The sequence below is a fragment of the Microbacterium sp. F2 genome (assembly GCF_052274505.1).
GTDB lineage: Bacteria > Actinomycetota > Actinomycetes > Actinomycetales > Microbacteriaceae > Microbacterium.
This window is the reverse complement of record NZ_JBNVBV010000002.1, coordinates 76,631-99,583: the sequence shown is the minus strand read 5'-3', so window position 1 is coordinate 99,583 and position 22,953 is coordinate 76,631. Positions and strand designations below refer to the sequence as shown.

The window sequence follows — 22,953 nt, the reverse complement described above, 5'->3', positions numbered from 1 at the left end:
AGCCCTCCACTGGCGTGTTCGGCGGCCTTCGGCCTCGGAACCACCCCGGAGCGGGATTCACGAACTCCTCCGTTCGAACCAGAAAGCAGCACTATCGTGACGCGCACATTCACCCCCAAGGCTGGCGAAATCCAGCGCGAATGGCTCGTGATCGACGCCACCGACGTCGTTCTCGGCCGCCTCGCCTCCCACGCCGCAGCGCTCCTGCGCGGCAAGCACAAGGCGACCTTCGCCCCGCACGTTGACAGCGGCGACCACGTCATCATCATCAACGCCGACAAGGTCGCCCTCACCGGTCAGAAGCTTGCGCAGAAGAAGGCCTACCGCCACTCCGGCTACCCGGGCGGCCTCAAGTCTGTTTCCTACAGCGAGCTGCTCGAGAAGAACCCCGTCCGCGCCGTCGAGAAGGCCATCCGCGGCATGCTCCCCAAGAACAGCCTGGGTCGCCAGCAGCTGTCCAAGCTGAAGGTGTATGTCGGTGCCGAGCACCCGCACGCCGCTCAGCAGCCCAAGACATACACGCTCGACCAGGTCGCCCAGTAAGCGCCGGACAGACCAGAAGGACATACTCGTGGCGAACGACACCACCGCAACCGAGCCCACCAGCTACACCACCGAATCCGCCGTCGACGTCGAGGCTGTCGAGGCTGCGCGCCCCGTACTCAACGTTCCCGGCGCGGCAGTGGGCCGCCGCAAGGAAGCCATCGCGCGCGTGCGCCTGGTTCCCGGTACCGGCACCATCACCGTCAACGGCCGCACGTTCGAGAACTACTTCCCGAACAAGCTGCACCAGCAGCTCGTGACCGACCCCTTCACGCTGCTGAACCTCACCGGCGCCTACGACGTCATCGCCCGCATTCAGGGTGGCGGCCCCTCGGGTCAGGCCGGCGCGCTGCGCCTGGGCATCGCCCGTGCCCTCAACGAGATCGACGCCGAGAACAACCGCCCGGCCCTCAAGAAGGCCGGCTTCCTCTCGCGCGACGCTCGCGTGAAAGAGCGCAAGAAGGCTGGTCTCAAGAAGGCGCGTAAGGCTCCGCAGTACTCGAAGCGTTAATCGCTTCCCAACCGCGAACCATGCCGCTTTTCGGCACGGACGGCGTACGAGGGCTTGCCAACGGCATCCTCACCGCCGATCTCGCTTTGTCCCTGGCCCAGGCGACAGCTGTCGTCCTGGGCCAGGGCCGTACCGCTGATGCCCGCCGTGCTGCGGGCAAGCGCCTCACCGCGGTCGTCGCCCGTGACCCGCGCGTGTCAGGGGAGTTCCTCGTCGCCGCCGTGTCGGCGGGACTCGCCTCCTCGGGCGTCGACGTCCTCGACGCGGGCGTTCTTCCGACGCCAGCCCTGGCGTACCTCGTCGGAGACCACGACGCCGACTTCGGGGTCATGGTCTCGGCATCCCACAACCCGGCGCCCGACAACGGGATCAAGATCTTCGCCCGCGGCGGCGTGAAGCTGCCAGACGTCGTCGAAGCGCGCATCGAAGCTGCCATGAGCGGTGAGAAGCTGCAGCCGACCGGCGCCGGAGTCGGCCGGATCACTCGCTTTTCGGATGCCGAGGATCGGTACGTCCTGCACCTGCTCCAGTCGCTGCCGCATCGGCTCGAGGGCCTTCACGTCGTGCTCGACTGTGCGCACGGTGCGGCGGCGGGCGTCTCGCCGCAGACGTTCGCGGATGCCGGGGCTCGGGTCACCGTCATCGGTGCCGACCCCGACGGCCTCAACATCAACGACGGTGTCGGTTCGACGCACCTCGACCAGCTTGCGGAGGCGGTCGTCGCGCACGGCGCCGACCTCGGCATCGCGCACGACGGCGATGCCGACCGGTGCCTCGCCGTTGACGCCGCGGGCGCCGTGATCGACGGTGACCAGATCATGGCGATCCTCGCCGTGGCATTGAAGGAGCGCGGCGAGCTCACCGACGACACGCTCGTCGCGACAGTCATGAGCAACCTGGGTCTTCACCGCGCGATGGCCGATCACGGCATCCGGGTCGAGCAGACAGCCGTGGGTGACCGCTATGTGCTCGAGCGCATGACCGCGGGTGGGTTCGCCCTCGGTGGCGAGCAGTCGGGCCACGTCATCATGTCGCGTTTCGCGACGACCGGCGATGGCCTGCTCACGGGACTTCACCTGATGTCGCAGATGGCCCGGACCGGGCGCACACTCGCCGACCTCGCCTCGATCATGACCGTCTACCCGCAGGTGCTTGTGAACGTGACGGGCGTCGACCGGTCGCTGGTTGCGACTGACGAGGTCGTGCAGGATGCGGTAGCCCAGGCATCCGCTGCCCTGGGGCAGTCGGGCCGCGTCCTGCTGCGCCCCTCCGGAACCGAGCCCCTCGTGCGCGTCATGGTCGAGGCCGCCGACGCCGAAACCGCGCACGCTCAGGCCGAGGCCCTCGCCGAGGTCGTGCGTGAACGCCTCAGTCTTCCCGCCTGAGGCGCGCCGACGCGGCATCCGTTACCGCCGCCCCTGAGGTCGTAACGGCGCAGAGTCTCAGCGACACGCCGCGGCCCGCGGCGCGAGGCCGGGGTGTCGAGCACGATCTGCGCCGTTGTGCGCCGGAAACGGTGCCGCCGCCGTAGCTCGGCGCCGGGTCAGCCCCAGGCCATCGACTCGATGTAGCGCAGCAGCACGCCCTCGCGCAGGGCCCACGGGCTCACCTCGAGCTCCTCGACATCCATCGCCTTCATCGCCTCGTGCAGCACGACGGCTCCCGCGACGATCTGGAAGGTGCGGTCGGCGGTGATGCCGGGAAGTTCCTGGCGAGCGGATGCCGGAATGCGCGCCAGCCGCGGGATCCAGGACCCGAGGGCAGCCCGAGGGAGCATCATCCGTTCACTTCCCGACCAGCCGGGCAGCGGATAGCCGACGAGTTTGGCAAGGGACCGGATCGTCTTCGAGGAGCCGACGGTGTGATCGGGCCGGGGGAGGGCGGCGAAGGTCTTGGTCAGCGGTTTGAGCGTCTGGCGGGCGTGTGCCCGAAGACGATCCACGGCCTCCTCGCCGGGCGGGTCTTCTGGCAGATAGGCGATCGTCATGCGGCCGGCGCCGAGGGGGACGGATGCCGCTTCATCCGGCAGCTCATCGGCGCCCGCCGCGATCTCCAGCGACCCACCGCCGATGTCGAAGAGCAGGATCTGGCCTGCCGACCAGCCGAACCACCGCCGCACCGCGAGAAACGTGAAGCGTGCCTCGGACACGCCCCCGAGCACCTGCAGCTGCTGTCCGAGCGCGGCCTCGATCCGCGAGATGACGTCCACGCCGTTGGTCGCCTCCCGCACCGCCGAGGTCGCCGTAGCGAGGAACTCGTCGACGTTCTCGCGTTCGGCCACGGCGCGGGCCTGCGTGACGGCATCCACCAGCGCGGCGATCCCGTCCTCGCTGATCGCGCCATCGGGCGTGACGTACCTCATGAGGCGCAGCACCGATCGGTGGCTCGTGGAGGCGAGGGGGCGACCGCCCGGGTGAGCGTCAGCAACGAGGAGATGGACGGTGTTGGAGCCGATATCGAGGACGCCCAGACGCACGGGTGTCAGCCTATCGGTGGCTTGAGCTGGCGGCGTCAGAGGAGGGCGTCGGCAGGGGGCTCCGCGCAGCCGAGGATCCACGCCTTCGCGAATGCGGCGCTCTGGTAGGCGTAGTTGTAGATCCAGTGCGAGAGGTTCAGGTGCTCGTCGACGGGGATCACTGTCACGTCGGCATCCGCGCACGTGTCGAAGATGTAGCGCGTGCGCAGGACGTGCGGGGTGTAGGTCAGGACGATGACAGCATCACTGTCGGTCGCATAGGCCTCCAGCATCGCGGCCTCCCCTCGCGTCGTGAAGGGGTCGGGAGTGCGGCAGGTCACGTAGGCGCGCCAGCAGTAGGGGAGCTCGTCAGCCGAGTCCGGCCCCGAGGGCGGTACCGATACGAGAACCTGATCGGCGATCCCCTGGTCGCGAAGGCTCTCGGCGTCAGCGATGCGGGTGGCAGTCGGCGGGCCGATCACGTAGATGAGGTCGGCTTTGGGCGCCGGGGGATCGGCGGGAAAGACATACAGGGGGAGCCCGATCACGGCGACGAGGGTGATGATTGTCAGGATGCCGAGAGCGCCGCGACGCGCCCACCGGGCTCGAGTGATGATCGACTCGTCGTCCACGCGTGCATCCTCCGTCTCGTCGTGCGGCGACCACGGCGTCGACGTGCTCTGACGAGCGACAGTGTAGTGAGCCATTGATGACAACTCGGCGTCAGGGCGGAGGACTCGCGGGGGCTACGATGGCCCCGTGCCCAGCGATGCCGCAGCCCTCGACGCCCGCGAGCAACTGAACCCGCAGCTCTACCGTGAGATTTTGCGCCCTGACTGGGCGAGACTCGCCGCCGACATGCGTCAGCCGCTCACCGAGACAGAGATCGTGTCGCTTCGCGGCCTCGGCGATCGCCTGGACATCGACGAGGTGCGCGAGGTGTATCTCCCGCTCAGTCGCCTCCTGAGCCTGTACGCCGGCGCGACCCGGCGAATCGGAGCCGATACCAGTGCGTTCCTCCACGAGACCGACTCGACCACCCCGTTCGTGGTCGGTGTCGCCGGTTCGGTAGCCGTCGGCAAGTCCACCATCGCGCGCCTGCTGCGGGAGCTCATGAGCCGCTGGCCCGACACCCCGCGCGTCGAGCTCGTGACCACCGACGGCTTCCTCTATCCCAACGCCGAACTCGAGCGCCGCGGCATCATGCACCGCAAGGGCTTCCCCGAGTCCTACGACCGTCGCGCGCTCGTGCAGTTCCTCACCGACGTCAAGAGCGGGGCACCCGAGGTTCGCGCTCCCTTCTACTCCCACATGAAGTACGACATCGTCCCGGATGCCGTCATCACGGTTCGCCGGCCGGATGTCGTGATCGTCGAGGGACTGAACGTGCTGCAACCGCCGCCGTCGCCGAACGAGGTGGCGGTCAGTGACCTGTTCGATTTCTCGATCTATGTCGACGCCGATCCCGAACACATCACGCAGTGGTTCGTCGACCGGTTCCTCGCACTCAAACACGGCGCATTCGCCGATCCCGGATCGTTCTTCAACGTCTTCTCGGATCTCACCGATGAGACGGCGGTTGAGACTGCCCTGGGATTCTGGAACGAGATCAACTTGCCCAACCTGATCGAGAACGTCCTTCCGACCAGGCATCGGGCAACCCTCGTGCTGCAGAAGGCTGCCAATCACGCGGTCGACCGCGTGCTGCTACGCAAGGTCTAGATCTAGAAGCGCGATCAGCGCCCGCCGTCGGCCCTGATCGGCGGCATTCTCCAATCGCCGAGGCGTGGGAGCGATCCCAACGTGCGCGCGGCATCACCGATATCGCGACACGCCGATGGTCATGGTAGAGATATTTCATGCGGGGTGGTCATCGGGGGCCGTATGAAAGCTCTGCTCCCTAACCGGCGTGGGCGCTTCTTCGGCGTGACGTTCCTGTCAGCGATTGCGGCAGGGGCGATGATCGGCGTGCCTTCCATCGCCTGGGCCACGCCGGCCGACCTGGCTGGTTCCGCGGCATCCGGCTCGCCCGTCACGACTGTTCCATCGGGCTCATCGAGTGTCGATGGCGTGGATGCGGCGTCTTGCCTCGCGGAGGTGTCACCCCACCTCGTGCGGCTCACCGGCTCCGATGAGGACCCCGTGCGAAACCCCGTCCTGCTCGTGCACGGGTGGCTCAGTACCGCGATGCCCGAGGCGGAGGTGGGGCCCCGACCGGTCACGACGAGCACGGGTATCGCGAATTCTCCCTTCTCCAGGCCCGTCGAGTGGTCGTCGGGCGGTGACCCCGCGGTGGATTTGCGCTCGCTGCAGGAGCGACTATCCGAACTGCCCGACACCTCTGTCTTCGCCTTCGACTATTCGTCCATGGCTGCACTGTGGGTGGGGCACACCGCGATAGCTCCCGCCCTCGCGGGAGCTATCGACTGTCTCGCGGCGGTGTCAGGCGACACCGTCGACATCGTCGCGCACTCGATGGGTGGACTGGCTCTTCGCTACGCCCTCGGGGGATCGAACGAGGGGGTGACCTCGCACGTCGGCCAGGTCATCACCGTGGCGACCCCCAACGAGGGCTCGCAGGTCGCATCGGCGGTGTCGATCCTCGGGGATGCGACAGAGTCGCTGTTCTCGTCGGCGTCGGTCCTCGCTCAGATCGCGTTGCCCGCAATCGTCGGGATCTGCAATCGCGAGATGGAGTCGGATGCTCGGGTCGGGTGCGACATCCCACCGAGCGCCCGAACCGTCTTCGCTGTCGCGGGTGACGGCGGTCAGGCGCTGCGGGCAGGCTCCGCGGAGCTGTCGAGCGTGCCGGAGTGGCCGAGCAGCCTGAAGGTTCACGCGATTGCCGGCGACTACCGCATTCACCTGACGGCGGGGCTCGTGCCTCCCGAGCTCTTCACGGCTCTGCGCGACGCAGCGGGGGTCTTCGGGTTGGATGTGAGGCCCATTGTCGACGAGGAGATCGAGGCGGGAGATGGCATCGTCGAGGTGAGTTCGGCGACAGCGGATGCCGACTCAAGCTTCATCGCGCGCTGCGACGTGACTGTCGATCTCACGACCACGGAAGGGTCGGCGACGTTCGGCGAGCTCACTGATCGGTTTGGGGGGATCCCGCCGCTGGCCGGCCCGTGTGCGCACGATCGCCTGTTCGAGAATGACGACGTCGCGCGGGATATCGTCGCGACGCTCGGGGCGTCCCGCGGGTAGTGCTGTCGCGTATTCCCGGCGGCGGCGCAGGATGCGGGCGTTTGCGCCCCGTAACATGTGTGGAATGTGTGGAATCGTCGGCTATGTCGGGCCCCGTGAGAGCCAGCCCATCCTCATCGCCGGGCTGTCGCGGCTGGAGTACCGCGGCTACGACTCGGCCGGTATCGCCGTCATCGACGGTGACGGGAACCTCGGGATGCGCAAGCATGCCGGCAAGCTCAGTGTGCTGCGTGAAGATCTCGCCGAGCACCCGCTCCCCGCGGGGACGACGGGGATCGGCCACACGCGCTGGGCGACCCACGGTGGCCCCACGGATGCCAACGCTCACCCGCATCTCGCCGATGATGACAAGCTCGCGCTGATCCACAACGGCATCATCGAGAACTTCGCCGCGATCAAGAACGAGTTGCGCGAAGAGGGCTTCGAGTTCCGCAGCGAGACCGACACCGAGGTCGCGGCGGTGCTGCTCGGACGCGAGTATCGGGCGCACGGTGGCGACCTGGTCGCCGCGTTCCGTTCGGTCGTGCGCCGCCTCGATGGCGCCTTCACTCTTCTCGCGATGCACCGCGACAACCCCGGCCTCGTGGTCGGCGCCCGGCGCAACTCGCCCCTGGTGATTGGACTAGGCGAGGGCGAGAACTTCCTCGCCTCCGACGTCGCAGCCTTCGTCGAGCACACGCGGCAGGCTCTCGCGATCGGCCAGGACGAGATCGTCGCCATCACCCCCGACGGGGTCGAGGTGACGGACTTCGACGGCAACCCCGTCGGCGTCGAGCCGTTCGAGGTGCTGTGGGATGCCGCCGCCGCCGACAAGGGCGGATGGTCGTCGTTCATGGCCAAGGAGGTGTCGGAGGAGCCCGAGGCCGTCGCGAACACGGTGCGGGGCCGCATCCGTGACGGGGTGGTGTCGATCCCCGAACTCGATGGCCTGGACGAGTTGTTCGCCGGTATCACCCGCGTCATCGTGGTGGCCTGTGGCACGGCAGCCTATGCGGGGATGGTCGGCAAGTACGCGATCGAGCAGTGGGCGCGGGTGCCGGCCGATGTCGAGCTGGCCCACGAGTTCCGCTACCGTGACCCGGTCATCGGATCTGACACTCTCGTCGTCTCGATCAGCCAGTCCGGTGAGACGATGGACACGCTCATGGCGGTCAAGTACGCCCGCGAGCGCGGTGCGAAGACGCTGTCGATCTGCAACACGCAAGGGGCGACGATCCCGCGCGAGTCCGACGCCATCGTCTATACGCACGCGGGCCCCGAGGTCGCGGTCGCCTCGACAAAGGCGTTCGTCGCGCAGATCACGGCGCTCTACCTCCTCGCCCTGCACATTTCGCACGTGCGCGGAACCCTCAGCGACACCGAGATCCGCCAGCAGGTGCTCGAGCTCGAAGCGGTTCCCGACAAAATCACGCGAGTGCTCGAGAGCGAGCAAGAGCACATCGAGCAGTTCGCGCGCTGGATGGGCGACACCCAGTCCGTGTTGTTCCTCGGTCGTCATGTCGGCTATCCGATCGCGCTCGAGGGGGCTCTCAAGCTCAAGGAGATCTCCTACATCCACGCCGAGGGCTTCGCGGCCGGCGAGCTCAAGCACGGCCCCATCGCCCTCATCGAGCCCGGTCAGCCGGTCTTCGTGATCGTGCCCTCGCCGCGTCACTCGCCGCTGCTGCACTCGAAGGTCGTCTCGAACATCCAGGAGATCCGCGCTCGCGGCGCCCGCATCATCGCCGTGGCCGAAGAGGGGGATGCCGCCGTGCTTCCCTACGCCGACGAGGTGCTGCGCATCCCGCTGGCGGACCCGCTGTTCGAGCCGCTGCTTGCCGTCGTGCCGCTGCACATCTTCGCGATGGGCCTGGCCACGGCCAAGGGCCTTGACGTCGACCAGCCGCGCAACCTCGCAAAGTCCGTCACGGTCGAGTAGCGCCCGGGCGCGCTGTTTCGGTCGGACGAGGCAGCCTTGGTCGGATGCTGTGCGCTGAGGCATCCGACCAACGTCGATTGATCCGACGGATGCACGCCGCGCCGGTACCGGCCAGCGGTAGGGTGGCGGATGCTGCGGCATCCGTCACCGCCGCCGGCTGAGGAGAGTCCATGATCGTCGGGATCGGCGTCGACCTTGTCGACATCGAACGCTTCGAACGGACGATAGCGCGCACCCCGAAGCTGCTGGTGCGGCTATTTTCGCCCGCCGAACGGATGCTGAAACCGCGGTCGCTGGCGGCCCGGTATGCGGCGAAGGAAGCGCTCATCAAGGCGCTCGGCGGGTCGGACGGGGTGCACTGGACCGAGATCGAAGTCACTCCCGAGGCATCCGGTCGGCCGTGGTTCACGCTCACGGGCTCGACGGCCGAGGTCGTCGCCGCCCGATCGATCACGACCCTGCACCTGTCGATGTCTCACGACGCGCACCTGGCCACCGCCTACGTGATTGCAGAATCAGCCCAGGAACGCCGCATCGCTGAGGAGGGAGTGTCATGAGCGTCATGCCGGGGTCGAGATTGCCCGAGGGGATGCTGCGCGAGGCATCCGTTGACGTCGCCGCGATCGCGGCGAATGTGCAGCACCTGCGACGGATGACGAACTCCGAGGTCATCGCGGTCGTAAAGGCCGATGGGTATGGCCATGGGGCGACGCGGTCGGCTGTCGCGGCGCTCGCGGGCGGTGCAACCCGGATCGGTGTCTCGGACATCACCGAGGCGCTCGCTCTGCGCCGCGCGGGCATCACAGCCCCGATCCTCGCCTGGCTGCACGCGCCCGGCACCTCGTTCCGCGAAGCTGCCGCAGCTGGCATCGAGCTCGGCATCTCGAGCTTCGACCAGCTGCAGCAGGCCTCTGCTGCGGCATCCGTCGACCGGCCCGTCGGGGTGCACCTGAAGCTCGAGACCGGACTCGGGCGCAACGGCGTCGCACCGGCGGACTACGGCGTCGTCTTCGCCGAAGCCGCGCGGCTCGAGCGCATCGGCAAGCTGCGGGTGATCGGCCTGTTCAGCCACCTCTCGAACACGAGCAACGACGATGACCGGGCGGCGCTACGGGTGTTCCTGGATGCCGCGGGCTCGGCTGCCGCGCTCGGCCTGGCGCCCCCGCTTCGCCACCTCGCCGCCACCCACGCCGCGATCGCCCTTCCCGAGACACGACTCGGATGCGTGCGGCTGGGCATCGGGATCTACGGCCTGTCGCCTTTCGCCGACCGCTCCTCGGCCGACCTCGGCCTGCGACCCGCCATGACGCTGCGGGCAGCGGTTGCCGCGGTGCGCCGCGTGGATGCCGGACACGGCGTCTCGTACGGGTACCAGCACCGGACCGAGCGCGAGAGCACCCTCGCGCTCATCCCGATCGGGTACGCCGACGGGGTCCCGCGAAACGCGTCCGGGCGCGGTCCGGTGTGGATTGGCGGCAAGCCGTTCGCGGTAGCCGGACGCATCGCCATGGACCAGTTCGTCGTCGACGTCGGTGACCACCCCGTCGCGGTGGGGGATGAGGCTGTGCTGTTCGGCGACCCCACGCTCGGTGTCCCGTCGGCCGACGACTGGGCCCGCGCCGCCGGCACGATCAACTACGAGATCGTCACCCGGATCGGGCCGCGCGTTCCCCGGCGGCAGGTGTCATCGTGAGCGGCCTGGACGCCCTCGTCGGCGAGCGCGAGATCACGAGCCCCGCCGACATGCACGCCCTCGGGGTGCAGATGGGACGGATGCTGCATCCGGGCGACCTCGTCGTGCTCACCGGTGTGCTTGGCGCCGGCAAGACGACCCTCACGCGCGGGATCGGCGAGGGGCTCGGTGTGCGCGGCCCCATCCAGAGTCCGACCTTCGTGCTTGCCCGCACCCACCCGTCGCTCGTGGGCGGGGCGCCGCTGGTGCACGTCGACGCTTACCGCTTGGGCTCTGCCGCAGAACTCGATGACCTCGACATCGACTACGACGGCTCGGTTGTCGTGGTCGAGTGGGGACGCGGCATGGTGGCGGGCCTGCGCGATCACTGGTGGGACGTCGAGATGCAGCGCGAATGGCACGGCACCGGCGTCGACACCGCCTGCGGCACCTATTCGCGGGCCACGGAAGACCTCGCCGCCGATGCGCCGCGCCTGGTCAGCATCCGTCGCGAACCATCCTGATCCGCGACGCTCCCGGGTGGGATCGGCTCGCACCGGTCTACCCGGGCCGAATGCAGGATGAATCGGGTGTTAGCCCCATCGAAAACGCCGGCAGCAGCGATTGAGCCTGCGAACGGTACGCAGCTGCTGGGTGCTCGGGCGCGGATACCCTGGAGGGGTGATTCTCGGCATCGATACCTCGGTCGGCACCGCAGTCGCGGTCGTCGAGGCCGATGGCGTGGTGCTCGCCGAAGCCTCGAGTGCGAACCCCCTCGGGCACGCCGAGGTCATCGGCGACCTGCTCCAGACTGTGCTCGGCACGGCGCGTGCTGACGCACCCCTCGGGCACGCCGGTGCTGGGACGCCCGGTGAACGCCCCGCAATCACGGCGATAGCCGCGGGCATGGGTCCTGGACCCTTCACTGGCCTGCGCGTCGGCATCGCCGCGGCCCGCACGTTCGCGCTCGGGCGCGGCGTCCCCGTGATCCCGGTGGTCAGCCACGACGCCGCAGCCCTCGGCATCCTGTTGGATCAGGCACTTCTCGGCGAGACGGATGCAGAACCCGGCCGCTTCGCGATCGTCACTGACGCCCGCCGCCGCGAGTTCGCCTACACGGTCTACGAGGGGATGGATGACGACGGCCTGCCGATCCGAGTCACCGAACCTGCCCTCACTCCACGCGACGAGATCGATACGGTGCTCGCCGGCTTCGGCGCCGAGCGGCGCGACACGACGGCGGTCTCGGCCGCGATGGTCGCGCTCGTCGCCGCGCGAGCGCTGGCGGCGGGGCGCGAGGTCGGGCCCCGGGACGCGCTGTACCTGCGCTCGCCGGATGTCACCCTCCCCGCCGGACCGAAGAAGGTGGGCGTATGAGCATCCGCCTCGCCACTGCCGACGACCTCGCCGCGATCATGGCGATCGAGCGGGCGTCGTTTCCGACAGACGCGTGGTCGGAGGCGATGATGGCCGGCGAACTCGTGTCGCCGCACGGCTCCTATCTCGTCGTGGAAGAAGCCGGTCGCATCATCGGCTACGGCGGCGTGCGCGCGGTGCGCGGGGCAGCGGATGCCGACATCCAGACCATCGCCCTCGATGCCACCGCGCGCGGTGCTGGGCGCGGACGAAAGCTGCTCGCCGCGCTTCTTGAGCGCGCACGCGAGGCCGGCTCGCGAACCGTGTTCCTTGAGGTGCGCGACGACAACCTGGTCGCCCAGGGCCTGTATCGGCGCGAGGGCTTCATCGAGACCGGGCGCCGCCCGCGGTACTACCAGCCCGACGACGTGGACGCGATCATCATGCAGCTCGACCTGGTCGGCTGGGACGCCGCGCGACGCGGGGCTAGCGGAAACGAGTCCGCGACCGTCGCATCCGCGGGAGTGTGCACGTGAGCGCCACCGAACCGCTCGTCCTCGGAATCGAGACCAGTTGCGACGAGACCGGCATCGGCATCGTGCGCGGGCGCACGCTGCTCTCGAACACGATCGCCTCGAGTATGGACGAACACGCTCGCTACGGCGGGGTCGTTCCCGAGGTGGCCGCGCGAGCCCACCTCGAAGCCCTGCAGCCGGCGATCGAGGCAGCGCTCGCCGAGGCGCAGGTACGGCTCGCCGACATCGACGCTGTGGCGGTGACGTCAGGGCCGGGGCTCGCGGGGGCGCTCATGGTCGGGGTGGGTGCCGCGAAGGCGCTCGCTGTTGCACTCGACAAGCCGCTCTACGCCGTCAACCACCTCGTGGGCCACATCGCCGCCGACCTTCTCGATGCTGACGCGGAGCCGCTGGAGTACCCGACGATCGCGCTGCTGGTCTCGGGTGGGCACACGTCGCTCCTGCTCGTGCGCGATCTCACGAGCGACGTCGAGTTGCTCGGCGAGACCGTGGATGACGCAGCCGGCGAGGCGTTTGACAAAATCGCCCGCATCCTCGGCCTGCCCTACCCGGGAGGACCCGAGATCGATCGGGCCGCGGCATCCGGGTCTGACGGCCTCGGCGGCACGCGCGCCGGAGACCCGAACGCAATCCGTTTCCCGCGGGGGCTCTCGCGCGCGAGCGACATGGCCGAGCACCGCTACGACTTCTCGTTCTCGGGCCTGAAGACCGCCGTCGCACGCTGGGTCGAGCAGCAGGATGCCGCGGGCCAGCCCGTCTCGACAGCCGATGTCGCGGCATCCTTCCGCGAAGCTGTCGTCGACGTGCTCGTGACCAAGGCGCTCGCCGCGTGCGCTGACTACGGCGTGCCGCGGCTGCTGCTGGGCGGCGGGGTCATCGCGAACCGGCGGCTGCGCGAGGTCGCCCTCGAGCGCGCGGAGGCGGCAGGGGTGACCGTGCGGATTCCGCCGCTGTCGCTGTGCACCGATAATGGGGCGATGATCGCGGCGCTCGCCTCGGAACTGATCATGGCCGGGCGTACCCCGTCGACGATGGCCTTCGGTGCCGACTCGACGCTGCCGATCACCGACATCCAGGTCGCGGGGGAGGCGGGATGACTGATCGTTCTCGAGGGTTCTCACGGTTCCCGACGGCGCCGGTCGAGGTGCCGACAACCCTCAGTGGCCCCGACTTGTCGTCGGATCGTCCCGGATGGGAGCCGGATGCTGGACCGGTTGAAGCAACGAGCTTCGACCGCGGGTTCGCCGGTTGGGCCCTCGGGTTCGCGATCGTGGGTCTTGCCGTCTCGCTGTTCGTCGGATGGGGCTTTGTCATCGGGATCGTCGCGATCGTGGCGGGCATCATGGCGCTGCGGCATCCGCGCGACAGCAGGCGCGTCGCGGTGTGGGCGATCGTGCTCGCCGGCGTATCCATCCTCTACAGCGCCGGCTGGCTCCTCTACGCCTGGACCGTGCTGACCTGACCCTGGCCCGAGGCTAGGCATCAGGGGGCCGTCGGAACGCGGTCGGCGAGGATCGCGACGCGGGAACCCGCGATCCTCGTCATGATGAGGGTCGCCGACTCCTCACCTTTCAGCTTGAGACTCTGGCGCAGCGCCGCGGGGTCGACATCCACTCCGCGCTTCTTGATCTCGAGGATGCCGATACCGCGCTCCTTCAGCGCCCGCGCAAGCTTCTTCGTGTCCGCCGGCAGCACCTCGCGCACCCGGAAGCTTTGCACGAACGGACTCGTCACCGCCTCATCACCGGTGAGGTACGCGATCTTCTCCGCCAGCATCCCCGCCCGCAGCGACCTCGCAACCTGTCCGATCAGGCGGGCGCGGATGACTGCCCCATCGGGTTCGTGGATGAACTCCCCGAGCGCGCGCACCGGTTCGTCCTCGCTGTCGGCGGGCGCCGTGAGCTCCGCGGCGTGCTGCCCCCGCAGGAGCAGCGCCGACCGTGTCACGCCCTCGCGCGCGAGCGCGCCCGACCACAGCACGAGCTCGATCGTCGATCCGTCGGCGCTGACCCACTGCGCCTCGTACCCGTCGGGGATGCGGTCGCGGTCGAGTCCCGGGCCGAGCTTGACGCCGCCCGGCATCCGGCCGGTGAGTTCGAACACCCACTCCAGCGACGGTGACCAGTCGTCGGTACGCGCGCGGCCCGTCTCGCCGGCCTCGCGCCGTGCCGGATCAAGCCAGACCGCCTCGACCCCGCTGAGGTCCTGGTCCTCGGCCAGGCCGTGGCGCACGGTGACGTCAGCGCCGAACGGCGCAAGATTCACGGTAGCGAGGGCCGCGGTCACCTCGTCGGCGTCGACGGCGTCGACACGGATGCCGAGGCTTGCCAACGCCAGCGCATCTCCGCCGATCCCGCAGCCGAGATCTGCGACGCGCTCGATCCCCGCGCGGCGGAACCGCCCGGCATGGTGGGCGGCAACCGACAGACGCGTCGCCTGTTCGAGACCGGCGCGAGTGAACAGCATCCGTGCCCCGAAGTCGCCGAACTTCGATCGCGCCCGCTCCCGAAGCCGCGCCTGGGTCACGACAGCCGACACCAGGTCGGGGGAGTGCCCGGCGCCGCGCAGCCGCGAGACGGTGCGCGCCACCTCGTCGCTGGAGGAGACGGGGCCGAGGCTGTTCAGCAGGTCGAGTCCTGCCGGGGTCAGCAGCGCCCGCACCTCGGCGATGTCCATCCATCCACCCTAGGTGCGGGCGCTGCCAACTCCTCAAACCCGCCCACGGAGTGAGGCCCGCGGGCGGGTTCTGCGGCTCTGATGCCCGACTCTTGAGGAGTTACCGACGCATGAGAGCGTCAGCGGGGCCACGTCAGCCGCAGCTACTCACGAGATCCCACGAGGATGCCGATACGCGCTGCAGACTCGTCACGGTGGCATCGCCGAGGCCCAGGTAGTCCTGGGTTCCGATCGCGTAATAGGGGTTGTAGGGGTTGACCCCGTACGACGTGGCGCGGCCCGCTGCCTTGTGGGCGGCGTTGGTGGCGGTGACGCAGTCGCTCGGCGGGACTGTCGGCGTCGGCGTGACTGTCGGGGTCGGCGTCGGCGTGGACGTGGGCGTCGGTGTGGGTGTCGGCTCGCCTGACCGATCGACGCGGCGGTTGTTGTCGAAGAAGAACTCCGTCACGTACGCCGGGTAGTCGATGCTGTTCGCGCTGATGTACGAGCCGCCAGATCCCGCGCCGGCCGGCCAGTTGTGGCCGAGTCCGGTGTTCTGGATGACGGAGACGCGCGGCCCCTCGGCATCCGAGTGAAGCGTTCCCGAGCCCGACGTGTTCGTTCCAGCAAGGCCCGACAGGCCGAAGCTCGAGGTCTGGTCGGCGTCGTAGATGTCGGCCATGATCTGCCCGTTCAGCGTGTTGTACCCGGGCGCAACTGTCGAGTCATTGCTGCCGTAGACGACCGAGGTCAGCTGCGTGTCGAATGACCCGGATGCCGAGCCGGCGAAGCCCGTGCACGTCGATACTCCCTGGTTCTTCGATACCGCGACCGACGAGATCTGACCCGAGGTGGTGCCCACCGTCGGTCCGGCGTTGATGCCGATCCCGGCGAACACGTCAGGCGCGAGGCATCCCATGACCATCGTCTGGCCACCGCCCGAAGAGAGTCCCGACACGTACACCTGGTCGGCGTCGATACCCAGGCTCGCGCGGGCGGTGAGCGTCGAGGCCAGCGAGAGCAGGTTGTCGTCGTGGCGCGACGGGGCGGTGCGCGAGTGGTTCGCGTCGTAGTAGTCCCAGCAGCCGAGGATCACACCGCCGTTCGGGGCATCCGGCAGCGCGACGACCATGCCGTACTCGTCAGCAGTCTGTGCCCAGTTGCCGGCGGACTGCAGGTCGGATGCCTTCTGTACGCATCCGTGGAGCGAGATCATCAGCGCGCGGCCGGCGGGAAGCGCGGCAGCCGTCGTCGGCGTGTATAGCCGCACCGACATCCCGGCGATCGTTTCGGTCGTCCAGGTGCCAGTGCCGCCGGTCGAGCCACCGCCAGATCCGCCGCCGTTGGTGCAGCCCGGCAGGGTCTCGAAACCCGGAGGGCAGGTGATCGCCTGGGCGGCGGGGGCTGCGGCCGCGAGTCCCGCCACCGCCAAGCCGGCCGCCAGGAGCGCGCCGAGTGCGCGCTGTCGAATACGAGAGATCATGCGTCATCCCTTCGTCGGCGCCCCGGCCATCGCCCCGGGCGCCTTCGCGCGGTCGTCCCGGTCGGAGCACGGGCATCCCTCGTCAGTGAGCGGATGCCGAGGTGCGTCATCGCACGGCACTCACGGTAACTGAAAGATGATTCATATACCAGGTTAAGTCGTCGCGCATGGCAGGACTCTCATCGTGCAGGCGCGGCGAAGACGAAGAAGGTGAGAGAGCGTCAGCAGTTCGGCATCTGGATTGGCACTCGCGTTGCGTGAGTGCCAGAGCTTCAATACACTTGCGTTAGCACTCTCGGTGTGAGGTTGCTAACGAGTCTTGGTATCTCAAGGAAAGCAGAGGTAGACCCGTGTCGGTTTCCATCAAGCCGCTCGAGGACCGCATCGTCATCAAGCAGGTCGAGGCCGAGCAGACCACCTCGAGTGGTCTGGTCATCCCCGACACCGCGAAGGAGAAGCCCCAGGAGGGCGAGGTCGTCGCGGTCGGACCCGGTCGTATCGATGACAACGGCAACCGCGTTCCGCTCGACGTCGCCGTCGGTGACCGCGTCATCTACAGCAAGTACGGCGGGACCGAAGTGAAGTTCGGCGCTGACGAGTACCTGGTGCTCTCGGCCCGTGACGTGCTGGCGGTCGTCGTCCGCTGAGTCGACAACTCTTCGACGGGGCTCGGATGCTGTGGCATCCGGGCCCCGTCTCTTGTTGTGGCCGGGGACGGTCCCTCGCCTCGCGGGGCATGGCAGGAATCGGCCGGGATTCGGCCGTCGAGCTCTGTCCGCGCTCGTCGGACGTGCGCCGTGGTGTCGTCGGCGCGCCCTAGTCTGAATAGGTGACGCGCGAATCGAATCCGGGAGACAGGGGTTCCGCGCCAGTGACCGGTGACATTCCGGCATCCGGTGCCGCCGAGATCGCCGGGTCGGATGCCGCGCAGCTGGCCCAGGAAGCACCGGCGGATGCCGCGCGCGAGAGGCTCGTCGGTGGCGTCTTCGCGTTTTCGGCCTATTTCCTCTGGGGCTTCCTGCCGCTCTACTTCATCCTGCTCGCCCCGATCACCGGGTGGGAGTTGGTGGGATGGCGGATCCTGCTCTCCCTCGTCTTCTGCATCTTCCTGCTCACCGTCATGCGCGCGTGGCGTCCGTTCCTCGCGATCGTGCGTCAGCCGCGCCTGCTCGGCTGGACGGCGCTGGCGGGAGCTGTCATCTACGTCAACTGGCAGGTGTTCATCCTCGCGACCCTGTCGGGTCACGTCATCGAGACGAGCCTCGGCTACTTCATCAACCCGATCGCCACGGTGTTGCTCGGTGTCATCGTGCTGCGCGAGCGGTTGCGTGTGACGCAGTGGATCGCCATCGCGATCGCAGGCATCGCTGTGATCGTCACGATCGTCGGCTATAACTCGGTGCCGTGGGTAGCTCTCACGCTCGCGGCATCCTTCAGCGTCTATGGCCTGATCAAGAAGCGCATCGGGCCGTCGGTGGATGCCGTCAGCGGCCTCACCCTCGAGTCGGCGTGGCTCACACCGCTCGCGATCGTGCTGCTGGTGGTCACGTCACTGACGAGCGGTCTCACGGTCGGCGCGTACGGGGTCTGGCATGTCGTGCTGGTGAGCCTCGCGGGCGCCGCGACGGCCGTGCCGTTGCTGCTGTTCGCCGCCGGAGCGCGGCGTGTGCCGCTCACCGTCGTCGGACTGCTGCAGTTCATAGCGCCGATCATGCAGTTCATCACCGGGGCGTGGATCCTCGGTGAGCCGATGCCGCCCGAGCGGTGGATCGGCTTCGGTCTCGTGTGGGTAGCGCTCGCGGTGCTGACTGTCGACTCGGTCGTCTTCGCGCGACGCGCGCGCGGCGTCAGCGACGTCGCCGAATACAGCTGACTCGGCTGGCGCCAGCGTGCGCTGAGGCCCGGCGTCAGCGCACGAAGCGGGCGATGGCTGCCGAGGCTTCGCGGATCTTCTCCTCGGCCTGCTCGTCGCCCTGCCGCGCGGCATCCACGACACAGTGACGCAAGTGGTCCTCGAGAAGCCCGAGCGCGACAGACTCCAGCGCGGCAGTGGTCGCGCTGATCTGCGTGAGGATGTCGATGCAGTACTTCTCGTCCTCCACCATCGAACGGATGCCGCGAGCCTGTCCTTCGATGCGCTTGAGCCGGTTCAGGTATCGCTGCTTGTCGCCGATGTACCCGTGGTGCGCCTCCGGCTCGTGAGCACCGTGCTCGTCATCCGTCGCTCCGCCCTCGTGCGGGGTGGTCTCGAGAGTGTCGCTCATCGCGGGCTCCGTTCTTTCGTGCGTGTGCGTGACGGGGCGACTGCCGGGTCGATGCTCTGGAAGCGGCGCAGTCGCAGGCTGTTGCCGACGACGAAGACGCTGGATGCCGCCATTGCCGCCCCGGCGATCATGGGGTTCAGGAGCCCCAGGGCAGCCAGCGGAATCGCCGCGACGTTGTACGCGAACGCCCAGAAGAGGTTCCCACGGATCGTCCGCAGCGTCGCCCGCGACAGCCGGATGGCGTCGACCGCGCCCAGGAGGTCTCCGCGCACCAGCGTCAGGTCGGATGCCTCGATGGCGGCATCCGTGCCCGTGCCCATCGCGATGCCAAGGTCTGCCTGCGCGAGCGCTGCAGCGTCATTGACGCCATCGCCGACCATCGCCACGACCCGGCCGCCTGCCTGAAGCGCCTCGATCTGTGCGGCCTTCTCGGCCGGCAGCACACCGGCGATCACCTCGCGGATGCCGACCTCGTCGCCCACCCGACGCGCCACGGCCTCGTGGTCGCCGGTCAGCAGGATCGGCTCCAGCCCGAGCGCGCGCAGCCGGGCGACGGCCTCCCTGCTCGAGGGCTTCACCGAATCTGCGACGTTCAGGATGCCACGAGCTTTCCCATCCCACGCGACCACGACGGCTGTCGTCCCGTTCGCTCCGGCGCGCTCGACGGATGCCGTAATCTCGGCATCCGGATGCACTGACCAGTCGGCCATCAAGCCCAGCGAGCCGACCGCGACGGCGTGGCCTTCGACGACCCCCGTCGCTCCTCGTCCCGGCACCGACGAGAAGGACGCGACCTCGGGAAGCGGGTCTCCGGCCGCCGCCGCCGAACCTGCGATGGCCTGGGCAATGGGGTGCTCGGATGCCGACTCCACCGCTCCAGCCAGGCGCAGCACCTGGGTGGCATCCTCGCCCGCTGCCGGAACAACACCGATAAGCGTCATCCGCCCCTCGGTGACGGTGCCGGTCTTGTCGAGCACGACGGTGTCGACGCGCCGGGTCGACTCCAGAATCTGCGGCCCCTTGATGAGGATGCCGAGCTGCGCGCCCCGGCCGCTCCCGACGAGGAGCGCTGTCGGTGTCGCGAGCCCCAGCGCGCACGGGCAGGCGATGATCAGCACGGCGATCGCAGCCGTCAGCGCCATCGCGGTGCCGCCGCCAAGCAGGAGCCAGGTAACGAGGGTCCCGACGGCGATCACGATCACGATCGGTACGAACACCCCGGCGACGCGGTCGGCCAGTCGCTGCACCTCGGCCTTGCCCGCCTGCGCCTGTTCGACCAGGCGAGCCATCTGTGCCAGCTGCGTCTGCTCGCCGACACGCGTAGCGCGCACGACGAGGCGACCACCGACGTTGACTGTCGCGCCGATGACCGCGTCACCGTCGTGGACCTCGACGGGAACCGACTCTCCGGTGATCGTCGAGGTGTCCACGGCTGATGTTCCCGAGACCACGACCCCGTCGGTCGCGATGCGCTCGCCGGGGCGCACGACGAACTCGTCACCGGCCCGAAGCTGCGCGACGGGAACGCGCACCTCGGCGCCACCGCGCAGCAGCGCGGCATCCTTCGCGCCGACCTCGAGGAGTGCCCGAACCGCCTGGCTTGCGCGCCGCTTCGCGCGTACCTCGAGGTAGCGCCCGAGCAGCAGGAACGTTGTCACTCCCGCGGCGACCTCGAGGTAGATCGTGTTTCCGGCCTCGCCGGGCTGCGCGATCCACGTGAAGCCGTGGGTCATGCCCGGCATTCCGGCGCCCCCGAAGAAGAGCGCGTACAGCGACCACAGGTAGGCGGCTGAGACTCCCATCGACACGAGCGTGTCCATCGTGACGGCGCCGTGGCGCAGGTTGATCACCGTCGCGCGGTGGAACGGCCAGGCTGCCCACACCACGACGGGGGATGCCAGCGCGAGCGATGCCCACTGCCAGTAGGTGAACTGCAGCGCGGGGATCATCGCGAGCAGGATCACCGGTACCGACAGCACCGCCGCACCGATCAGACGCTGACGCAGCGAAGCGAGCTCGGGATCGGTCTCTGGCTCATCCCTTTCCGGGGTCGGCGGCGCGGGGAGGGCAGCCGTGTAGCCGGTGCGTTCGATCTCGGCGATGAGGGCTGCAGCATCGGCTACCCCCGCCGGGGCGTCGTCAATGTGGACGACGGCCTTCTCGGTGGCGTAGTTGACGGATGCCGACACCCCCGGCATCCGATTGAGCCGCTTTTCGATGCGCGCGGCGCACGAGGCGCACGTCATCCCGCCGATCTGAAGCTCGATCGGTGCGGAGCCGCCCCCGCCGACGCCGAGGGGGGTCGTCACAGTCGCGCGGCCTGGTATCCGGCCTCGTCGACCGCGCTCAGTACTGCGTCGTCGTCGAGGGCGTCGGCGGTGACCGTCAGGAGGCCCGTCGCGGCGCTCACCTCGATAGCCGTTACTCCCGGGATCTGCGAGACCTCGTCGCGCACGGCGTGCTCGCAGTGGCCGCAGGTCATTCCGGTGACGAGGTATTCGTGGTTTGTCATGGCGGGTTCCTCCCGTGCGCGTTCGGCGGTTGTAATACCCCCATGGGGTATGAATCTCAACGATACCCCCATCCGCGCCCTTCTCGTCCCGCAGATCGCGACGGATCCCAGCGCCAGGTAACGATTTGACGGCGTTACACATCGTTAACGCACCGCAACACACGCGAGACCAGTCCGCGGATAGGTTATTGGCACTGTGCGGGCGCTTGACGACCCGCATCCATTCACAGCAAGGAGCATCATGGGCGTCTTCACACGATCCCGCGCCGGCTCGATCCTCGGCGGTATCGCCGTGGTCGGTGTCAGCGCGGTCTTCCTGGCGGGTTGCGCCGGCGAATCCGGTGGCGGGAGCGGTACCACCGAGCCGGGCGAGTCCCTCGACCTCAAGATCGGCACTGCGCTGCCTGTCACCGGCAACCTGGCCTTCCTGGGCCCGCCGGAGATCGCGGGTACCGAGTACGCCGCATCCGAGGTCAACGCCGCGAACGCCGGCGTGACCATCAAGATGATCCAGGGCGACTCGGGTGACACCGACAACAAGGCCTACGAGACCGAGATCCCGCGCCTGCTCGGCGAGGGCGTCTCCGCGATCATCGGTGCAGCCTCGTCGGGTACCTCGCTGCAGTTCATCGACCAGGTCGTCGGCGCTGGTGTCATCCAGTTCTCGCCCGCCAACACCTCGGCGGCATTCACGACCTACGACGACAACGGGCTCTACTTCCGTACCGCACCGTCTGACACCCTGCAGGGTGAGGTGCTCGGAAACCTGATCGCCGAGTCGGGCGCGCAGACCCTGGGCATGATCGTCCTCAACGACTCGTACGGCACCGGTCTTGCGAGCTTCGTCAAGGACGCGTTCGAGGCAGCCGGCGGCACCGTCGTTGCCGAGCCCACGTACAACACGGGTGACACGAACTTCTCGGCTCAGGTCTCCGAGGTCGTCGCGGCCAACCCCGACGCGATCGCTCTGATCACGTTCGAAGAGGTCAAGACGATCCTGCCCGAGCTGTTCGCCGCAGGCGTGCCCGCCGACAAGCTCTACTTCGTCGACGGCAACCTGTCGCAGTTCGGCAGCAACGGCATCGACGTGGGTGGTTCGCTCGAAGGAGCCAAGGGAACGCTTCCCGGCCTTTCGATCGACACGATCACCGACTTCACCGATTCGCTCAACACCTTCTGGGTCGATGAGGGCAACGAGGAGCTGACCGAGTTCAGCTACGCTGCCGAGTCGTACGACGCCGTCATCCTGCTCGCGCTGGCGTCGCTTGCCGCCGGCTCCACGGATGGCGTGGCGATCGCCGACAAGCTGGTGGAAGTCTCCGGCGGCTCTGGCGACGGTGAGAAGTGCACCACGTTCGCCGAGTGCGCCGAGATCATCAACGGCGGTGGAGTTGCGGACTACGACGGTATCTCCGGTCCGATCACGTTCGACGACGTGGGCGACCCGACCGAGGCGTCGATCGGCATCTACCAGTACACGGCAGACAACGACTACGTCGCGTACGAGTAAGCCTCACGGCTAGCGAGCGGGGCTCCGACCTTCGGGTCGGGGCCCCGCTTCTGTTGCGTGGGCATCCGTGCCCGCGGGCCTGCGGCTAACTCCTCAAACACGGGCCGCGCGGCAGCAGAGTTGTCGAATCCAGCCGACGAGGCGTCGATTGTGACGAGTTAGCCACGCTCTCCCGCAGGTCGCGGTGTGTTGCCGAGCCGCGGGTTTCGTGTGGCTAACTCCTCGAGATCGGCGTCATACCCGCCTCAGTCGGTCCGAGTTGTGCCGTCGGACCGGCGGGACTGAGGAGTTGCCGACGGGGCTGGGCCCGCAAGAGCGACGGATGCCGCGT

The 22,953-nt window shown here is 68.4% G+C and carries 23 protein-coding genes; 16 read left to right on the top strand and 7 right to left on the bottom strand.

Features of this window, described 5'->3' with window-relative positions:
* Positions 1 to 96 precede the first annotated feature (96 nt).
* From rplM to glmM, 3 genes are read left to right on the top strand one after another with little or no spacing between them, the layout of a single operon-like run.
* A complete protein-coding gene (gene rplM / locus ACQVDU_RS05505) occupies positions 97 to 543 on the top strand; it encodes a 50S ribosomal protein L13 (protein WP_443476459.1) in 447 nt (148 codons plus the stop codon).
* Between the two features lie 28 nt (positions 544 to 571).
* Positions 572 to 1,054, top strand: coding sequence for a 30S ribosomal protein S9 (gene rpsI / locus ACQVDU_RS05500; RefSeq protein WP_292729292.1), 483 nt, complete (start codon positions 572 to 574; stop codon positions 1,052 to 1,054).
* 20 nt (positions 1,055 to 1,074) lie between these two features.
* Complete coding sequence (gene glmM / locus ACQVDU_RS05495) at positions 1,075 to 2,439, top strand: phosphoglucosamine mutase (protein ID WP_443476458.1); 1,365 nt, start codon at positions 1,075 to 1,077, stop codon at positions 2,437 to 2,439.
* A 158-nt stretch (positions 2,440 to 2,597) separates the two neighbouring features.
* On the opposite strand, the gene ACQVDU_RS05490 is transcribed toward glmM, so the two are convergent.
* Both ACQVDU_RS05490 and ACQVDU_RS05485 read right to left on the bottom strand, forming a co-directional pair.
* Positions 2,598 to 3,530 carry a Ppx/GppA phosphatase family protein gene (locus ACQVDU_RS05490; RefSeq protein ID WP_443476457.1) on the bottom strand — a complete coding sequence of 311 codons (933 nt, stop codon included), beginning with the start codon at positions 3,528 to 3,530 and terminating at the stop codon, positions 2,598 to 2,600.
* A 35-nt stretch (positions 3,531 to 3,565) separates the two neighbouring features.
* Entirely contained in the window at positions 3,566 to 4,216 is a 651-nt protein-coding gene (locus ACQVDU_RS05485) for a YdcF family protein (protein ID WP_443476456.1), read from the bottom strand.
* Between the two features lie 52 nt (positions 4,217 to 4,268).
* On the opposite strand from ACQVDU_RS05485, the gene coaA reads away from it, so the two are divergent.
* The 10 genes from coaA to ACQVDU_RS05435 all read left to right on the top strand — a co-directional run bounded on the left by coaA (position 4,269) and on the right by ACQVDU_RS05435 (position 13,660).
* Entirely contained in the window at positions 4,269 to 5,231 is a 963-nt protein-coding gene (gene coaA / locus ACQVDU_RS05480; protein ID WP_443476455.1) for a type I pantothenate kinase, read from the top strand.
* Between the two features lie 162 nt (positions 5,232 to 5,393).
* The gene (locus ACQVDU_RS05475; RefSeq protein WP_443476454.1) at positions 5,394 to 6,716 is read left to right on the top strand and encodes an esterase/lipase family protein; all 1,323 of its coding nucleotides are present in this window, start codon (positions 5,394 to 5,396) and stop codon (positions 6,714 to 6,716) included.
* Positions 6,717 to 6,780: 64 nt separating this feature from the next.
* Entirely contained in the window at positions 6,781 to 8,634 is a 1,854-nt protein-coding gene (glmS, locus tag ACQVDU_RS05470; RefSeq protein ID WP_363494223.1) for a glutamine--fructose-6-phosphate transaminase (isomerizing), read from the top strand.
* Between the two features lie 170 nt (positions 8,635 to 8,804).
* Entirely contained in the window at positions 8,805 to 9,191 is a 387-nt protein-coding gene (locus ACQVDU_RS05465) for a holo-ACP synthase (RefSeq protein WP_443476453.1), read from the top strand.
* Positions 9,188 to 10,327, top strand: coding sequence for an alanine racemase (gene alr / locus ACQVDU_RS05460; protein WP_443476452.1), 1,140 nt, complete (start codon positions 9,188 to 9,190; stop codon positions 10,325 to 10,327). Before ACQVDU_RS05465 ends, alr begins: the two co-directional genes overlap by 4 nt.
* The gene (gene tsaE / locus ACQVDU_RS05455; protein WP_300591709.1) at positions 10,324 to 10,830 is read left to right on the top strand and encodes a tRNA (adenosine(37)-N6)-threonylcarbamoyltransferase complex ATPase subunit type 1 TsaE; all 507 of its coding nucleotides are present in this window, start codon (positions 10,324 to 10,326) and stop codon (positions 10,828 to 10,830) included. Before alr ends, tsaE begins: the two co-directional genes overlap by 4 nt.
* Positions 10,831 to 10,987: 157 nt before the next feature.
* Positions 10,988 to 11,683: a tRNA (adenosine(37)-N6)-threonylcarbamoyltransferase complex dimerization subunit type 1 TsaB gene (gene tsaB, locus ACQVDU_RS05450; RefSeq protein WP_300591707.1), complete on the top strand. Its 696-nt coding sequence runs from the start codon at positions 10,988 to 10,990 to the stop codon at positions 11,681 to 11,683.
* Positions 11,680 to 12,198 (top strand): ribosomal protein S18-alanine N-acetyltransferase, encoded by a 519-nt coding sequence (rimI, locus tag ACQVDU_RS05445; protein ID WP_443476451.1) that lies wholly within the window; start codon positions 11,680 to 11,682, stop codon positions 12,196 to 12,198. Before tsaB ends, rimI begins: the two co-directional genes overlap by 4 nt.
* On the top strand, positions 12,195 to 13,295 hold the full coding sequence (gene tsaD / locus ACQVDU_RS05440) for a tRNA (adenosine(37)-N6)-threonylcarbamoyltransferase complex transferase subunit TsaD (protein ID WP_443476450.1): 1,101 nt from the start codon (positions 12,195 to 12,197) through the stop codon (positions 13,293 to 13,295). The genes rimI and tsaD overlap by 4 nt, the downstream gene beginning before the upstream one ends.
* A complete protein-coding gene (locus tag ACQVDU_RS05435) occupies positions 13,292 to 13,660 on the top strand; it encodes a hypothetical protein (protein WP_292709848.1) in 369 nt (122 codons plus the stop codon). The genes tsaD and ACQVDU_RS05435 overlap by 4 nt, the downstream gene beginning before the upstream one ends.
* Positions 13,661 to 13,680: 20 nt before the next feature.
* On the opposite strand, the gene ACQVDU_RS05430 is transcribed toward ACQVDU_RS05435, so the two are convergent.
* Positions 13,681 to 14,874 carry a class I SAM-dependent methyltransferase gene (locus ACQVDU_RS05430; RefSeq protein ID WP_443476449.1) on the bottom strand — a complete coding sequence of 398 codons (1,194 nt, stop codon included), beginning with the start codon at positions 14,872 to 14,874 and terminating at the stop codon, positions 13,681 to 13,683.
* Positions 14,875 to 15,007: 133 nt separating this feature from the next.
* Positions 15,008 to 16,336, bottom strand: a complete 1,329-nt coding sequence (locus ACQVDU_RS05425) for an extracellular catalytic domain type 1 short-chain-length polyhydroxyalkanoate depolymerase (protein ID WP_300591699.1) — start codon at positions 16,334 to 16,336, stop codon at positions 15,008 to 15,010.
* Positions 16,337 to 16,686: 350 nt separating this feature from the next.
* On the opposite strand from ACQVDU_RS05425, the gene groES reads away from it, so the two are divergent.
* Together groES and rarD are read left to right on the top strand one after the other, a co-directional pair.
* The gene (gene groES / locus ACQVDU_RS05420; protein ID WP_228177199.1) at positions 16,687 to 16,983 is read left to right on the top strand and encodes a co-chaperone GroES; all 297 of its coding nucleotides are present in this window, start codon (positions 16,687 to 16,689) and stop codon (positions 16,981 to 16,983) included.
* 260 nt (positions 16,984 to 17,243) lie between these two features.
* Positions 17,244 to 18,209 (top strand): EamA family transporter RarD, encoded by a 966-nt coding sequence (gene rarD / locus ACQVDU_RS05415; protein ID WP_443476750.1) that lies wholly within the window; start codon positions 17,244 to 17,246, stop codon positions 18,207 to 18,209.
* 34 nt (positions 18,210 to 18,243) lie between these two features.
* On the opposite strand, the gene ACQVDU_RS05410 is transcribed toward rarD, so the two are convergent.
* From ACQVDU_RS05410 to ACQVDU_RS05400, 3 genes are read right to left on the bottom strand one after another with little or no spacing between them, the layout of a single operon-like run.
* Positions 18,244 to 18,600 carry a metal-sensitive transcriptional regulator gene (locus tag ACQVDU_RS05410; RefSeq protein WP_300594361.1) on the bottom strand — a complete coding sequence of 119 codons (357 nt, stop codon included), beginning with the start codon at positions 18,598 to 18,600 and terminating at the stop codon, positions 18,244 to 18,246.
* Positions 18,597 to 20,909 carry a heavy metal translocating P-type ATPase gene (locus tag ACQVDU_RS05405; RefSeq protein WP_443476448.1) on the bottom strand — a complete coding sequence of 771 codons (2,313 nt, stop codon included), beginning with the start codon at positions 20,907 to 20,909 and terminating at the stop codon, positions 18,597 to 18,599. The genes ACQVDU_RS05410 and ACQVDU_RS05405 overlap by 4 nt, the downstream gene beginning before the upstream one ends.
* Complete coding sequence (locus ACQVDU_RS05400; protein WP_443476447.1) at positions 20,906 to 21,112, bottom strand: heavy-metal-associated domain-containing protein; 207 nt, start codon at positions 21,110 to 21,112, stop codon at positions 20,906 to 20,908. The genes ACQVDU_RS05405 and ACQVDU_RS05400 overlap by 4 nt, the downstream gene beginning before the upstream one ends.
* Before the next feature lie 241 nt (positions 21,113 to 21,353).
* Between ACQVDU_RS05400 and ACQVDU_RS05395 the strand changes: the two genes are divergently transcribed.
* Positions 21,354 to 22,622, top strand: coding sequence for an ABC transporter substrate-binding protein (locus ACQVDU_RS05395; protein WP_443476446.1), 1,269 nt, complete (start codon positions 21,354 to 21,356; stop codon positions 22,620 to 22,622).
* Positions 22,623 to 22,953: the final 331 nt, after the last annotated feature.

What these genes read in the sequence shown, in the direction of transcription:
- glmM (WP_443476458.1), top strand. Translation starts at nt 1,075, where the DNA reads ATGCCGCTTTTCGGCACGGACGGCGTACGAGGGCTTGCCAACGGCATC.
- ACQVDU_RS05485 (WP_443476456.1), bottom strand. Translation starts at nt 4,216, where the DNA reads ATGGCTCACTACACTGTCGCTCGTCAGAGCACGTCGACGCCGTGGTCG.
- ACQVDU_RS05475 (WP_443476454.1), top strand. Translation starts at nt 5,394, where the DNA reads ATGAAAGCTCTGCTCCCTAACCGGCGTGGGCGCTTCTTCGGCGTGACG.
- glmS (WP_363494223.1), top strand. Translation starts at nt 6,781, where the DNA reads ATGTGTGGAATCGTCGGCTATGTCGGGCCCCGTGAGAGCCAGCCCATC.
- ACQVDU_RS05465 (WP_443476453.1), top strand. Translation starts at nt 8,805, where the DNA reads ATGATCGTCGGGATCGGCGTCGACCTTGTCGACATCGAACGCTTCGAA.
- alr (WP_443476452.1), top strand. Translation starts at nt 9,188, where the DNA reads ATGAGCGTCATGCCGGGGTCGAGATTGCCCGAGGGGATGCTGCGCGAG.
- rimI (WP_443476451.1), top strand. Translation starts at nt 11,680, where the DNA reads ATGAGCATCCGCCTCGCCACTGCCGACGACCTCGCCGCGATCATGGCG.
- ACQVDU_RS05435 (WP_292709848.1), top strand. Translation starts at nt 13,292, where the DNA reads ATGACTGATCGTTCTCGAGGGTTCTCACGGTTCCCGACGGCGCCGGTC.
- ACQVDU_RS05430 (WP_443476449.1), bottom strand. Translation starts at nt 14,874, where the DNA reads ATGGACATCGCCGAGGTGCGGGCGCTGCTGACCCCGGCAGGACTCGAC.
- ACQVDU_RS05425 (WP_300591699.1), bottom strand. Translation starts at nt 16,336, where the DNA reads ATGATCTCTCGTATTCGACAGCGCGCACTCGGCGCGCTCCTGGCGGCC.
- ACQVDU_RS05410 (WP_300594361.1), bottom strand. Translation starts at nt 18,600, where the DNA reads ATGAGCGACACTCTCGAGACCACCCCGCACGAGGGCGGAGCGACGGAT.
- ACQVDU_RS05400 (WP_443476447.1), bottom strand. Translation starts at nt 21,112, where the DNA reads ATGACAAACCACGAATACCTCGTCACCGGAATGACCTGCGGCCACTGC.
- ACQVDU_RS05395 (WP_443476446.1), top strand. Translation starts at nt 21,354, where the DNA reads ATGGGCGTCTTCACACGATCCCGCGCCGGCTCGATCCTCGGCGGTATC.